Source organism: Wenjunlia tyrosinilytica, from assembly GCF_014646055.1.
In the GTDB taxonomy this organism is placed as follows: domain Bacteria; phylum Actinomycetota; class Actinomycetes; order Streptomycetales; family Streptomycetaceae; genus Wenjunlia; species Wenjunlia tyrosinilytica.
This window is the reverse complement of the sequence record NZ_BMMS01000036.1, coordinates 36,552-50,956: the sequence shown is the minus strand read 5'-3', so window position 1 is coordinate 50,956 and position 14,405 is coordinate 36,552. Positions and strand designations below refer to the sequence as shown.

Below are 14,405 nucleotides of genomic sequence, written 5' to 3'. Positions count from 1 at the left end.
CGAACCACGTGCACTCCTGTTCGGTCCACTGCCCCGGCGCCCGACGTGCGCACAGCCCGGCCGCGGAGCGGAGCTCGGCTGCGGCAGGCGGCGCCGCCGCACGTTCACGGCACCCCTGCAGGGCCTTAGTGTATTGACACTCGAGCGGGATCCGGTGGGCCTCAGGAGCCTGCGGCCGGGCCGCACGCAGGGGAAGGGGATCTCCATGTCCGGTAACCCGCTGTCGTCTCGCGACAGCGAGAAGCCGCTCCGCAGAGCGAAGTACCTGCTGGGTGACCCGCAGGACACCCGGGGCGCCGTCACCGGCGCTCTGGTGCTCCTTGTGGTGGTGGGCGCGGTCACCGCGCCCGTGACGCTCGCCGTTGCCCTGCTGTGCGTCGCCCTGACCGAGCTGGTGCGGGTGCGGCGGTCGTTCGGCCTGTGGGTCTGCGCCGTGGGCGTCGCGGTGGTGGCGGGGGTCGGGGGACCTGGACGGGCTGCCGCGGACTATGCCGCAGGAGCACGGACCCTGTGGGACGCGGTCCGGGAGTTCGCCCAGCACCGGGACGAGGGCGTCGGACGGCTGCTGGACCAGGCAACAGCCGGGCTGTGGCCGGACTGGTTCACCGGGCAGTTCCCCCTGGCCCTGCTGGTCGGTGGGCTCGTGGGCTACTGGATCGCGTTCGTCCGCTGGCTGCACACGGACGAATGGATGGTCAAGCCGCCGCGCAAGGGCGTGTGGATGTCGCTGCGCCAGGTGCGGGTCGAGCGGAGGATCGCGGCCGGGAAGCTGGTCTCCACCGCGCGAGGCGCCGTGATCGGGGTGAACCGCGCGGACGGCTCATTGCTGGAACTGTTCGACGAAGAGCGGCGAGGGCACATCCTGTGCATCGGTGCGAACGGCTCGGGCAAGGCACTGGATGTCGACACCCCCGTTCCGACGCCCGGCGGACTGGTTCCCATGGGCCGGCTCGGCGACGGGGATGTGGTCTTCGACGAGACCGGGGCGCGGTGCAGCATCGTTCAGGCGCACCCGGTGATGCACGGGCGGGACTGCTACGCGGTGCGGTTCAGCGACGGTGCGGTGCTCGTGGCGGACGGTGGGCACCTGTGGGTCACCTGCCCCGGATCGGGCGGTGCGCCGGTGGCGGGCTGGGATCACGCCGTGCCGCACACGACGGTGGAGATCCGGGACGCGCTGTCGGGCGGGGAGGACCGGAACGGGGAGCGGGTCAGCAACCTGGCGGTGCGGGACCGGGTGACCGGCGGGGAGCGGGTGCGGCACATCCTGGCCGTGCTTCCGGTGCCGTCGCGGCCGGTGCGGTGTCTGACGGTGGACTCTCCGAGCCGCCTCTACCTGGCCGGCGAGACCGGCATTCCGACGCACAACACGACGACGGCGCGCAAGGTCTTCGAGGCCGACTGCGACCGGGGCCAGCCGGTCTTCTACACCGACTTGAAGGGTGAGCGGGCGGATCGCGAGGAGATCGTCGCGGCGGCTGGCCACTTCGACCGGCCCATTGTGACCTTCAGTCTCGACGGCGGATCGTGGTGGGATCCGTTCCGTGCGGGCACGCTGGACGAGCGGCGGGACATGCTGGTGTCCGGTCACTCGTGGATCGGGTCGCCGGACTACTACAAGGACGCGGCCACGCTGTACGTCCAGGTGGTCCTCGCCGTCCTGGACGCCACCGCACATCTGCCCTACGACTCGACGCTGGAACAGGTCATCGCCCTGTCCGATCTGGCGCGGCTGGCGCAGCGGGCGGCCCAGATCCCGGCGCAGCATCCGGAACGGGCGGAGGTCCACGGGCAGATCTACCGGCTGGGCACCTATGTCAGGCGTGACCCGGATGTGCTCAACGGGTTCGTCACCAAGCTCGAGATTCTGGCCAACACCGCGGCCGGGCGCTGGATGCGGCGGCCGGTGCAGCCGCAGTCGGTGGAGGAGCATGCGGGGCTGACGTACCTCGACGGGTATCCGGTGATGGATCTCGCGGCGGTGCGGCGTTCGGGTGCGGTGGCGCTGTTCTCCTTCTCCAAGGCACGGGACAAGGACAACACGGCGCGGCTCGGGCGGGTGGCGGTGCAGTCGCAGATCGCCACGTTCGGGCAGATGAGTGAGATCGGCGAGCGGGTGCGCACGCTGACGGTCGTGGACGAGTTCTCGGCGCTCGAGTCCGGTCTGACGACGGAGCTGATGGTGCGTGGGCGCAGCGCGGGGGCGGATGTCCTGCTGATCACGCAGACGATCGAGGATCTCGAGATCGCGGCGCAGGAGAAGGCGGCGATCGGGCAGATGCTGTCGAACGTCAATGTGCTGCTGGCTCACCGGGTCGGTGATCCGGACGCGGCTGCCCGGGTGGCCGGGGTGGCTGGTACGCGTCGGTGGGTGAAGAAGCGCATGGGGTCGAAGGTGTCGCAGGGGGTGGTGACGGTCCGCCGGGGCGGTACGACCGGTGACGACCTGGTGGACGAGGACAACGAGTATCCGATCGTGCTTCCGCGTACGCTGCAGGATCTTGTGCCGGGGCGGTTCGTGCTGATCTCGCGTTCGCAGGGGCATGGGAAGCGGGTGATCCAGCAGGCTTCGACGGTGATCAACGGGGTGCTGCACGAGGTTCAGGGTGGTGGAGGGTCCGCTGGGTCGGGTCCGGCTGCGCAGGGCAGCGGTGGTGCGTGGGACGAGTTGACGGCGGAGTGGGACGGCGGCGGCGCCGTGGCGGGGTCGGTTCCCGGGATTGCTGCGGTGCCTTCGGGGCCGGTTGTGGGGTCTGCCGGGCCGGTCGTGAATGCTCCTGCCGGGGCCAGGGCCGGGGCCGGGGCCGGGGCCGGGGCCGGGGCCGGCGGTGCGGTCGGCGGTGCGCTGCCTGCGGCTGGGCCGTCGGCGGGGTGGGAACTGCCGGCGGGCGGGGCGGCGCGGGTGCCGCAGGCGTCGGAGGAGGACGACGAGGACCTGCCCCCGGACATTCCGTGGCCGGTGCGGCGGGGCCCCCAGGATGGGGCAGGTCCCCGGGCGGGTACGGACTCCGGCCCGGGGACGGCTGCGGACTCCGGCTCCGGCGCGGCGGGTGCCGGGTCTGGTTCCGGGGGGCGGGGCGCGGTTCCGTTCGGGAAGGTTTCGGCGGCGCGCAAGGCGCAGCGGTCGGGGCCGAAGGACGCCTGATGGCTGGTCAGGGCGGTGGGGTTGCGGCCCGCGGTGGTGGCGCGTGAGGTGAAGCGCTGCGTGGTGGCTGGGGTTTGGTGTCTATACTCCGCAGTGTCTAGACACTGTGTCGCAGAGCTCCGCGGCCTTCTGTGCCTCGCATGGCCTCCGTTCCCGGTGGGGTCCGGTGGCAGCAGGAAGGGAACCCGTGACAACGCCACCCCATGGCAACAACCCGCCGTCGCCAGGTCCCGATGACCGGCGCATGGCCGAGCTGGACCCCGTTCCCGGCGTCGATGGACCGGGCCGCTCGGAGCCGCCGCTGTACGCTCCGCCGCAGACGGGGAAGCTGCCGCAGGTGGAGCGGGCGCGGCCGCCTCAGCTGCGGCCGCTCTCGGAGGACATGGCGGCTCGGAACCGCAAGAGCAAGGGCAAGAAGAAGAGCGGCTCCGACGGTGGCGGGTGGTTCCGCAATCCGTTCGCCAAGCAGGGGCCGGGCGCCGTCGGGCCTCCGCCGAACCCGTGGGTGGCGGCGTCGGTTTCCGCTGCCCCGCCGACGCCTGCTGATACACGCCGTTCTCTGGCGCCCACTCCTGCGGGCGCCCCGGCCGCGGAGCAGGCCGGCGGCGAGGGATCCAGGAAGCGCAAGCAGAAGAAGGCGCCCAAGGTCCAGGAGCCGGATGCCGGTTGGTTCCGGAATCCGTTCGCGAAGCCGCAGACCTCCGCCAAGGTGGGGCGTGATCAGGTCTCGCCCGCGCAGATGTGGTCGGGGCCGCGCCGGGGCATCCTGGTGCGCAGGGTCCTGGGTGTCATCGCTGTACTGCTGCTGTTCTTCCTTGCCGTCAACATCGGCAAGAAGGTCAACAAGTCCGACGTGGACGCGATGGTCGCCAAGAAGGTCAAGGCGGCCGGGGTCAGCTTCCCGCGCGGCGCGGCGGTGATGTGGGCCGCTCCGCTGGTGAAGACCTTCGCCACGTACGACGAGGATTTCGTGCAGCAGAGGAGTCAGGCGCTGGCTCCGTACGCGGTCAACGGCATCGACGAGCAGATGGGCTGGAACGGCTCGGGCAAGCAGACGGTGCTGGACATGGTGATGAGCAACGACGTGCAGGTGGCGGATTCCTCGCACGCGGTGGTCAGTGCCACGGTGCAGGTGCAGGACGGGTCGTGGCGCTGCCTGGCGGTTCCGCTGTACATGGTGAAGCGTGGCAGGAGCACGGCTTTCGGTCTCACTTCCGCTCCGGTGTACCAGCCGTGCCAGGGGCTGACGAGTCCGCCGCAGGGCAACAGAAACAGTGCGCCGAACGACACCGGACTGGCGAGCACGTTCAAGAGCGAGCTGCTGCCTCCCTTCATGGCGGCCTGGGCTCAGGGCGACAGCGAGAACCTGGCCCGGTATCTGCTTCCGGGGGTGAAGTCCTTCGGTCTGGGCGGGGCCTACACCGGTTCGGACGACGGTGGCCGTCCGCAGATCGGGGATGTCTATGTGCCGTCGGCGAAGGCCGGCGACCCGGACCACCGCACCGTGACCTTCACGGTGTCGCTCCTGGGCTTGGACGGCAAGGCGGTGCAGCAGTCCACGTACCAGGTGGAGGTGCAGCGCCGGAACGGGCAGTGGTACTTCGCCGGGGATCCGGCGGCTGCGGTGGACCAGCAGGGCGTCGGCGGGGACAGCGTTCCCCAGAGCAAGCCCACCAGCGGCACGGGGGAGATGTACTCGCACACGCCCGCCCCGCTGCCGCCGGATCCCTCGAAGAAGCCGGGCGGCAGTGCATCCGCGCAGCCGTCCCCGTCGTCCTCGAAGACGAAGGGCCGTTGAGAACCGGTGCTGCCGCCCTTTTCAGAGGTGTCGCGGCGGCATGAGTGTCTATACGATGTCGCCCAGTTGGACGGTAGGGACGACGGCCTCCGTATGGGCCGAAAGACCATCAGAGAGGAACGTTTCACATGATGAACACCGCGCTCCGCGCTGTCCCGACCGGGGCGCACCAGTACCTGGCAGACGCGACGGCCATCACGGACAAGGCCAGCACGATCGGCAAGGCGGTGCTCGCCGCCACGGTCGTCCTGGCGCTGGTGGCCGCCTTCTTCACCCAGGCGCAGCGGCGCTGGATGGTCGTCGGAACGATCCTGCTGATCGGCGGGTTCACCTTCATGATCGTGGGCGACCCGGCCGGAACTCTGGGCGACCTCGGCGACTTCATCAAGACCAATGTCTGGGACCCGATCCTGGCCTAGGCGGTGCAGCCCGCGGGCAGCGGGCCGCCGCACGGGGCACGGGCTCGGCAGCTGAGGAGGGACAGCGGTGGACAACGAGACGGTGACGCTGCGGGACTACACCGAGGCGTTCAAGGTCAAGAAGGCGCTGCGCAAGCTCGGCAAGGCCCACATTCCGCTGAAGGAAGGGCTGTTCGTCGACGACATCAAGGTCTTCGGCATCACCCTCGTCCTGTGGGTCCTCAGCTACAGCCTGGTGCTGTCTCCTCCGATCAAGCTGGTGCTCCGCCTGCTGGGCGGTGATGTGCCCAAGGGCATTCCGTACCTGTTCCTGATCTTTGTTCCGCCCGTCCTGGCGGTCGGGATGTCCCGCCGCCCGGTGCGGCACAACCTGGGCATGTTCGGTCTCATCCGGGCGGTGGCACGGGACCTCATGGACGATCCCGTGCACCGCAAGGGCGTTCCGGTGCGCAAGGGCGACGGGGACCGCTCCTACCGCATCGTGGTGTGGCGGCCGCGCGCCGACCTGCTGCCCGACCTCGTGCCCCGGCTGCCGGTGCCCAACGGGTTCACCACGGTGCAGCCGCACCGCCGGCCGCTGGGCACCGTACGGCAGGACGAGCCGCGGGAGCAGATCGAGCAGGAGCAGGACGAGGGCTTCGGGCTGGAGCAGCTGACCGACGAAGAGCTGGCGGCCGACTACGTGATCAGCACCAGGAGGGTCTGACCCGTGAAGAACATCGTCTCGCGCCTGGTGCCCGAGGGGTACCAGGCACCTTCGCGGATCGGGTACCGGTACATGGACGACCAGGTGCTGCTCGATGCCGAGGGCGCGTACACGCTGGTCAGTGTGCCGACCCGCACGTGGGAGATGATGGGTCCGCTGGACAAGCGGGCGGCCCTGGCGCAGGTGTACGCCTCGTTGACCGGGCTGCCGCGCGGGGCGAACCACCAGTCGCGGCTGCTGACCACCGAGTTCCCGTTCAATGCGGACCTGTGGGCCAAGCGCCTGGACGAGCGCACGCAGAGCCACGGCATCCCGGCCCGGGGCTGGCCGGTCCACCTTCAGGACACCCGGGACCGGATCAACCGGGCCGACTGGCCGCTCAAGCGGGTCTACCTGGCGGTCCGCCTCGGCGACCGGGCCTCGTACAACGGCGGCTGGGGGCGGGTGCAGCGCTTCTTCGACCAGGTGCGCAAGCCCCTGGACCTGGACGACGACATGCCGCCGCTGGACGAGGTCGGGGTCTGGCACGACGCGGCCACGGACGTGCGCGACACTCTGCGGCGCTCCATGCTGCGCTGCCAGCCGGTGGGCAGGCAGGAGGCCGAGATGCTCCTGCTCCATCTGACGCATCCCGGGCTTCCCGCGCCGGATCCGTCCGCCGTCGCCCCGCAGCGGTACGGCCCCGGCGAGCTGCAGGCGCTGTGCGGCGGCGAGGTCGTCAAGGAGCAGCTGGGGAAGATCGGCAAGTACCAGTACAAGTGCCTGCGCCACGAGACGGTGACCGGGACCTCGTACCAGATCTGGTTCGCGCTCTCCATGGGGCCGGAGGAGGTCAACTTCCCCAACACCCTCTGGCTGGACCTGACCAGCAGACTGCCGTTCCCGGTGGTGCAGTCGGTGGGGTTCGAGATCCAGGAGCTGTCCGACACCCGCAAGGACGCCGACAAGGCGCTGCGCAATGTGGAGGAGCAGTTCTACAACGATGCCGAGGCCGGAGTGTCCACCGACCTCACGTACCACCAGAAGCGCGAGCTGGCGACGCAGATGAAGTTCCTCGTCGACCATCACCGCATTCCGTTCGTGCGGATGCGGGCGCTGTTCGGCATCGCGGCGACGGACCGGGACGAACTGCGGGAGAACGCCCGGGACTTCGTGCGCACGATGCGCGAGGAGGGCGGCTACAGCGTGGACGCCCCGCCGACGCACCAGAAGTTCTTCTTCTACGAGGCGCTGCCGGGCGGCCGCCCCAAGGACACCGACTACATGCGCCGAGTGCCGCTGGACTACCTGGCTTCGGGCATGCCGCACATCTCCTCCTCGGCCGGTGACGGCGAGGGCCTGTACCAGGGGTACACCATCGGCGCGGGCGGACAGCCCGGTGAACCGGTCTTCGTCGACCACATGCTCTACGCCACCCAGTCGCAGATGGCGCCGACGGAAGGCGTGCCCGGCGACCCGGGCGGCGGCAAGACCGTCAGTCGCGGTCTCAAGCCGGTCTGGGAGGACGCACTGCGCGGTATCACCCAGGTGGTGTGGGACCCCAAGGGCGACTACCTGGTGCTGAAGAAGTACGCCGAGGACCTCGGGCTCAACCCCGACAAGGTCATCTGCGTGAACGTCTACGACGCCGAACCCGGCATGCTCGACCCGTCGGCGCAGGCGGAGACCGCTGAGGAAGCCGCGCAGCTGATGCGCGAGACTCTGCTGCGCCTGGTCCCGGACCTGCTGGCGGGCCAGAACGGCAGCGATTTCGGTGACGTGGTCCGCCAGGCGGTGGCCGCGGCCATGGCCGAGGGGCGCGGCAGCACCTACCTGATGCGTGTGGTGGAGATCCTCGAGGCCTGGGAGAAGCTGCCGCCGTCGCCGGAGAACATCAACCAGGAGCGGTGCCGCCAGTTCTCCGGCCCTCCGGCGCGCCGGTTCCGGGATGTGTCCACCACCAAGCTGGGGCAGCTGGTGTTCGGCCGCTCCCCCCGCCCCTTCCGCATCCCCGTCGGCTACACCGTCATCTTCTGCACCCTGGGGCTGCAGATGCCCGACCCGGGCAAGCCGCCGGAGGCCATGTCGGAGCGGGAGCTGCTCTCGGACGTGATCGCGGGTCTGATGGCGGACAACACCTGGAACATCATGGCGACCCTCGACCCGGCGATCCCCAAGGCCATCACCTGGGACGAGTGGCACACCAGCAAGGACAACCCGCGGGCGAAGACCCTGGTCGACCGGATCAAGCGCCTGGGCCGCTCCCGCAATACGTTCCTGCGCCTGATCTCGCAGTCCGCCGGCGACTTCGACTCCAGTTTCATCACCGGTGTGTGGGCCTTCGGCACCAGCTCCAAGGACGAGGCGGTCAAGACCTGCGAGTTCCTCGGGGTCGCCGCCAACGACCAGAACATCGGGCTGATCCTGGGGCTGGGCGGCGAGAGCGGCGAGAAGGGCGTGTGCGTCTTCAAGGACCGCGGGGGCAAGCTGGCCCGGGTCAAGGTGGAGTTCATCTACGACTTCGTCCTGGACATCTTCGACACCAACCCCGAGAAGGACCCGGACAAGATGACCCGCATCATCGCCGAGATCTTCGGCGACGACGCGGCCGGGGCGCGCCGGGCGATGGACGCCAAGGACAAGCGCGGTGACACGGAGCAGGAGCCGGACGAGCTCGAGGACGACGATCCCGTCCCCGCGCAGGTGTTCGCGGCCGGCCCCTCGGCAGGCGGCGAACAGCCCGGGGGCAGGACCGCCCTCAGCGCCGGTAGGTGAGCTGGGACAGCACCGTCTCGCCGGATGCGCGGTCGCTGCCGGCGGCTCGTCCCTCCAGCCAGTTCCCGCCGCTCGTCCTCACCACGAAGTCCAGCGTCCATCCCGAGGCCCGGCCCGAGGCGTGGGAGACGGCCACGCTGGAGGGGCGCACCGAACCGCGGCGGGTGACCGCCTCCAGCATCGAGGCCGTCTGCGCCGGGGTGAGCGCGGAGGGGCGCACCCGGGCCGTTGCGCCGGGGCCCGCCTCGCGGGCACCGGGGTCGGCGGGGCTCAGCGGTGTGTAGACGAAGGCGCTCGAGGTGTCGGCCTTGGCGGGCATCCAGGTGCGCCATGCGGGCTGTCCCGGGTGGGCGGCGGCGGTGAGGAAGCGGACCAGCTGCTCCCGCCGATGGTCCTGTCCGGTTGCCGCCGCGGCCGAGCCGGACGGCGGGGCGCTGCCGACGCCTTCGGCGGGGGGCGAGGCGATCGCCGGGCGGTCCGGGATGCTCTGTTTGGCGATGACCAGGGCCGCGACCAGGAACAGCCCCATCGCTCCGAAGACCAGGACGAGGAAGACGGCGGCGAACTTGCCGCCGCGGCGCAGGTCCATCAGCGCGCTCTGGTGGAAGGACGGCTCGTGCGTGCGGACGGACCGCGTGTTCCTCATCCTCGCCCCTGACTTGACGTCCCGCCAGGCCTTCCGGTCACCGGCGCACGGGTCCCGGCCCGCTGCCCGGCCGCGGGCGGAACTCCGTGCTACGGTACCAAGCGTATAGACACTTGAGGCTGTCCCAGCCCGCGCCAGGCACTGCCGCCCGAGCGCCCGGAGCAACGCCGGACCGCCTCAACGGGGGAATCCACATCGAAGGATCGGTATGGCCATCGCTTCGACGGCAGAGCACCGCACTCGGCTGACGTCCTTTCGCGACCTGCCACCGACACCGAGGCCCCGGTCCTCGTCCTCCGGCGGGCCCGGTCGGCTGCGCCGCACGGTGCGCAGGGCGGGCCTGCTCCTGATGACGCTGGTCGCCGCGTTCGCGCTGTGGTTCTGCACGGCCGCCCCCGCCAACGCCGGCTGGATGGAAGACCTCTCCGGCATGTGCGGGCCCATCAACCCGCCCTTCCCGGAGTACCGCGGCGCCGGCCTCGAGGCGTTCTTCGACTTCAAGCCCAACGACCCGATGATCCCCGCCAAGGACCGCGGAACGTTCATCCCCGAGGGCGCCACCGGCTACACCGGACCCGCCCCGTCCTTCCACCGCTACGGCATGGCGGGACTGACCTGGAACGTCTTCGGTGACACTCCCGGTTGCTTCTCCATCAACCGCTACATCAACTTCGCCCCCAACCTGATCTTCAACGTCTCCAAGACCTGGGCCACCTTCACCATGGCGCTGGTCGGGTGGGCCTTCGGCAAGGACCCGTTCAGCTTCCTCAACGAACCGATCGGGGCGGTCGCCAAGGCCATGTCCGCGGTGGCCGCCAGCTTCCTCGGCCTGGTCGGCGTCCTGGGCGCCCTGTATCTGGCGTTCAAGAACTGGGGGCCGAACGGGCGCATCACAGCCGTGCTCAAGGGCGTCGGCTGGATGGGGATGATCACGGGCCTGTTCCTGTGGTTCGCCGCCAACCCCACCGCCATGGGCACAAAGATCAACAACTTGGTCGGCGAGCTCACCTCCACCGGCTTCACCGCGCTGGCGAATCTGGACGCCAACGCCGACGGCACCAAGCTGTGCACCGGTGGCGGTGGCGCGGACATGGCCTCCCTGTGCGTGCAGGACGCCTTGTGGACGCCATTGGTGTATCAGCCATGGGTCTACGGAGAAGTCGGCAACTCCCCCGGAGCAGCGAAGAAGTGGGGACCCCAGATCCTCAACGCCCAGTTCGTCGGTACGGACGAGAACGGCCACATCGACAAACCGGGCGTCGATATGATCCAGAAGATCCAGGAATGGAACAGCGACACCGACGAGTTCGGCGACCTGTTGGGGGCGACCAAGCACTCCTCGAAGGCGTGGGACGACAAGTTCGTCGACAAGATCCCGTACCTGCGGATGTGGGCCAACGACATCTGCCACGAGAACGGGCCCGACAACCACAACTTCCACGACTGCTGGGACGAGGACCGCAAGGTTCACGCAGAGGACGAAGCCGCCGCCAAGATCATGAGCGGCGACGACTTCATGGCCCGGCTGTCCGCCGCCGCCATGAGCGTCATGGGCGGCATCATCATCAACTGCACCGTCTACTTCGTGTGCGCGATGCTGCTGGCGGCCAAACTCGGCGTCTTCGTCCTGATGGTCTTCGCCCCGCTCTACCTGATGATGGGCGCCTTCCCCGGCCCGTCCAGAGTGGCGGCCATCAAACTCGGTGAGCTCGTCCTGGCCAACATCTTCCGCCAAGTCGGCTGGAGTCTGGGCCTGGTCATCGTCACCTACATGGACACCGTCATCCTCGCGGGCGACAAGAACTGGGTGCTGAAGATCCTCACCTGTGCGCTGATGACCGTGATGTTCGGCGTCTACGCCCGGCCGACGCTGCGCGCCCTGTCCGGCATGGCCATGGGCAACAAGGAGGCGGGCGGCGCCATCGAAGGCGTCGGCGCCGACCTGGCCAAGAAGACCGTCAAGGGCGCAGCCATGGTCGGCCTGGCCGCGACCGGCGCCGGCCTGGCTGTGGGCGGTGCGGCCTCCGCGGCCGCGGCCGCGGGCCAGACACTCACCAAGACCGAGGCGCTCAAGGCAGCCGGCATGGGCATATCCCGCGCTGTCCCCGGTGTGACGAAGTACGGCTCCACCCTGCGCGGCCTCACCACCGCCCGCCAGTCCGGACGGCTGTCGCAGCAGCGCTCCGCAGCCTCCGAGAACGAGAAGATGCGCGCGGAGGAGATCGAGAAGACCCCCGGCGCCAAGGAAGGGCTCGAGGCGATCCGCCGCGACCGGGCCAAGGGCGTGGCCCAGGGCGCGGCCAAGCAGGCCATCGCGGCCAGGCGGGCGGCCGGCGACCACAGGGGCGCGGCGGAGCTGGAGGAGAAGTACTTCGACTCACTGCGCGACCCCCGCACCGGAGAGCGGCACGCCGAGGACCCCAAGCACCCCGACAACCAGAAACAGGCGGCGCTCGCCCACCGGCGCCAGGGCCTCGCCGGAGTGGACGCCAACCGCGGCGTACGGCCCGTCGCCCTCGGCGAGGACCTGTTGGCCCGCAACGGGCTGCCCAGCAACAACGTGGCCGCAGGCAACCTCGACAAGGTCGTGGCCATGTACGGCAACGCGGCGAACATGGACCCCAACCACGCCGCCACCCCGGCGCTGCGTTCCTTGGCGATCCAGCAGGCCGCCGGTGTCGACAGCACCGAAGCCCGCGCGGCGGCCGGATCCGCTGTGATCCGGCACGGTGTGCCCGACCGCATCGACGGTGTGGGCAAGCTCTCGAACACGGCCCAGACCATCGAGCCGCACCAGGTCACCTCCGAGCTGCGCCGTGCCCCGCTGCCCGAGAACGCTTCTCCGCAGCAGCGCCTGGACTATGTCAACCGGGTCGAGCAGCTCGCGCAGCACGTCCCGGTCGGCACGCCGATGTCCACGGCCTTGAACGACCTGCGAGGGGTCGCCGCCAACCCGGCGGCGCCGCCCGCGCAGGTCGAACAGGCCCTGAACTCCGTCTACGCCGCAGCGGGCCCCGCCCAGCTGCCCGCCATGACGACTCCCGCGCAGCCGGTCACCCCGCCCGCGGCCCCGGCGCCCGCGGTCGCGGGCGTGCCGGGGGCTGCGCCGACGGCGGCCCCTGCGACCGTGGCCCCGGCGTCGGCGACCGGTCCCGCCCCCGCGGCTCCCACCCCGACGGTGGTCCCTGCCGCAGCACCGAGCACGCCGGCCCCCTCCACGCCCCTGGCGGCACCGGTCGCACCCGCAGCGGCCGCTCCAGCTCCTGCTCCTGCGGGGCCCGCGGCATCGACTCCGGCGCCGGCGCCGCCAGCCACGTCAGTCCCGGCCGCGCCTGCCGCGCCCGTGGCTCCGGCCCCGGCAGCGCCCGCTGCGCCTGCGGCTCCCGCCCCGTCGGCGCCGGCCCCGGCCGCACCGACCTCGGTCCCGGCATCCGCCGCCCCTGCCGCACCGGCAGTCTCTGTCCCCTCGACACCGGCGCCGGCGCCGACCGCACCGACCCCCGTCCCGGCCCCGGCAGCACCCGCGACACCCGCACCCGCAGCGCCGACCCCGGTGACGGCCCCGCAGCCCGCTCCCGCGGCGCCGGCTCCCGTCCCGGCGCAGCCCGCTCCCGCAGCGCCACCGACACCCGCGCCGCAGCCTGCGGCGCAGCCCGCTCCCGCGGCGCCGCCAACCCCCGCGCCGCAGGCGCCGCCTGCCCCGGCAGCCCCTGCTGTGCCGCCGCCGGCACCCGTACCCGTACCCGTGGCACCCGCTCCCGCGCCCGCCCACTCCCCCGCACCGGACCTGTCGAGTGCTGTGGCGATGGCGGTGCGCGACGCGTTGAGCTCCCCCGGCCTCGGCGGCTCCAACGGATCCGGGAACGGCGGACAGGACCTCGGGCAGGCGGCGAACGCGCTGAACAACGCCGCCCGCCAGCTGGACGGTTCCCTCAGCTCCACGGCCCAGCGCATGGCGTCGGACCTTCGCGACCTGGCCGGCCGGGTGAACTCGGGCGGGGGCAACGGTGCCCAGGAGATCGCCCAGCGCATCAGCGACACCCTGGCCAGCAGTCTGCGCTCCGTTCCCCCGCTGTCCGGTGGTGTCTCCGACCAGAACAGCGCGATCGTCAGCAGCCTCCTCCCGGCGCTGGAGAGCGCCGCGCGCGCGGGCAACGACAGCGAGATCGTCCGGCGCCTCGACGACCTGGCGAACCGCCTCTCCGGCAGCGACCGGGCGTCCGTGGCCGGCGCCCGCGACCAGTACCAGTCGGGCATCGGCGACCTCGGCCCCCTGGCGGGCGATGAACGGGTGGCCGCCTTGCGCCGCGCCCTCGGCTCCTCCGGAAGGGACGCGCTGTGACACATCGAGCGCGCCTGCTGGGCGGGCTGCTGCTGTCCTTCGTGCTGCTGGGCTTCGTGTTCAACATCATCGCCGCGAAGAACAAGCCGACCGCGAAACAGCAGCCCCAGGTGGCGCAGACCCACGCGGCCGAGCGCCCTATGGAGCCCCTGTACGTACCGCGCCCGATCTCGCTGATCTACGGACGCTCGCTGTCGGCGCAGTCGTCCGCCGAGCAGGTCGCCCAGGCGTTCGTCATCTCCTACTACAGCTTCGACACCAGCGAGCAGGACGCCAAGGAATTCTTCGGTGGCCTCCCCCGGGTGGCCCCCGAAGGCAGCAAGGATCTGAAGGAGCAGCTGGAGCAGGAGTGGCAGGCCTACGGGGGCCAGAAGGTGCAGTCGACCGTTCCGGACGCCGAGAGCGTGGAGGGCGAGACCCTCTCCGACACGCAGGCGCAGACCGTCGTCTCCATCTCCCTCACCCAGCGGCTGACCTACAAGGGCAAGGACAAGACGGACGACGTGGGCCGACAGCTCGAAGTCACCCTGGTCGGCACCCCCAAGGGCGGCTGGCTGGTCCGCGCCCTCAAGGTGCGATGAGCGCGAAGGAGCCG

The 14,405-nt window shown here is 70.8% G+C and carries 8 protein-coding genes; 7 read left to right on the top strand and 1 reads right to left on the bottom strand.

The genetic code is table 11. From position 1 onward, the window contains the following. Positions 1-205: 205 nt before the first annotated feature. The 5 genes from IEY86_RS30280 (at position 206) to IEY86_RS30260 (ending at position 8,822) form a co-directional block, all read left to right on the top strand. Positions 206-3,145, top strand: coding sequence for a TraM recognition domain-containing protein (locus IEY86_RS30280; protein ID WP_189135103.1), 2,940 nt, complete (start codon positions 206-208; stop codon positions 3,143-3,145). Between the two features lie 244 nt (positions 3,146-3,389). Beyond that, positions 3,390-4,943, top strand: a complete 1,554-nt coding sequence (locus IEY86_RS30275; protein ID WP_189135102.1) for a conjugal transfer protein — start codon at positions 3,390-3,392, stop codon at positions 4,941-4,943. A 128-nt stretch (positions 4,944-5,071) separates the two neighbouring features. Then, entirely contained in the window at positions 5,072-5,362 is a 291-nt protein-coding gene (locus IEY86_RS30270; RefSeq protein WP_189135101.1) for a hypothetical protein, read from the top strand. A gap of 67 nt (positions 5,363-5,429) precedes the next feature. After that, a complete protein-coding gene (locus IEY86_RS30265) occupies positions 5,430-6,068 on the top strand; it encodes a hypothetical protein (protein WP_189135100.1) in 639 nt (212 codons plus the stop codon). A 3-nt stretch (positions 6,069-6,071) separates the two neighbouring features. Beyond that, positions 6,072-8,822: an ATP-binding protein gene (locus IEY86_RS30260; RefSeq protein WP_189135099.1), complete on the top strand. Its 2,751-nt coding sequence runs from the start codon at positions 6,072-6,074 to the stop codon at positions 8,820-8,822. Here the strand turns inward: IEY86_RS30260 and IEY86_RS30255 are convergent. Next, positions 8,806-9,468 carry a hypothetical protein gene (locus IEY86_RS30255; protein WP_189135098.1) on the bottom strand — a complete coding sequence of 221 codons (663 nt, stop codon included), beginning with the start codon at positions 9,466-9,468 and terminating at the stop codon, positions 8,806-8,808. The two genes, IEY86_RS30260 and IEY86_RS30255, sit on opposite strands and share 17 nt — an antisense overlap. Positions 9,469-9,676: 208 nt before the next feature. Between IEY86_RS30255 and IEY86_RS30250 the strand changes: the two genes are divergently transcribed. Beyond that, positions 9,677-13,810, top strand: a complete 4,134-nt coding sequence (locus IEY86_RS30250) for a hypothetical protein (protein WP_189135097.1) — start codon at positions 9,677-9,679, stop codon at positions 13,808-13,810. After that, on the top strand, positions 13,807-14,391 hold the full coding sequence (locus IEY86_RS30245) for a hypothetical protein (protein ID WP_189135096.1): 585 nt from the start codon (positions 13,807-13,809) through the stop codon (positions 14,389-14,391). Before IEY86_RS30250 ends, IEY86_RS30245 begins: the two co-directional genes overlap by 4 nt. The last annotated feature ends 14 nt before the right edge of the window (positions 14,392-14,405 follow it).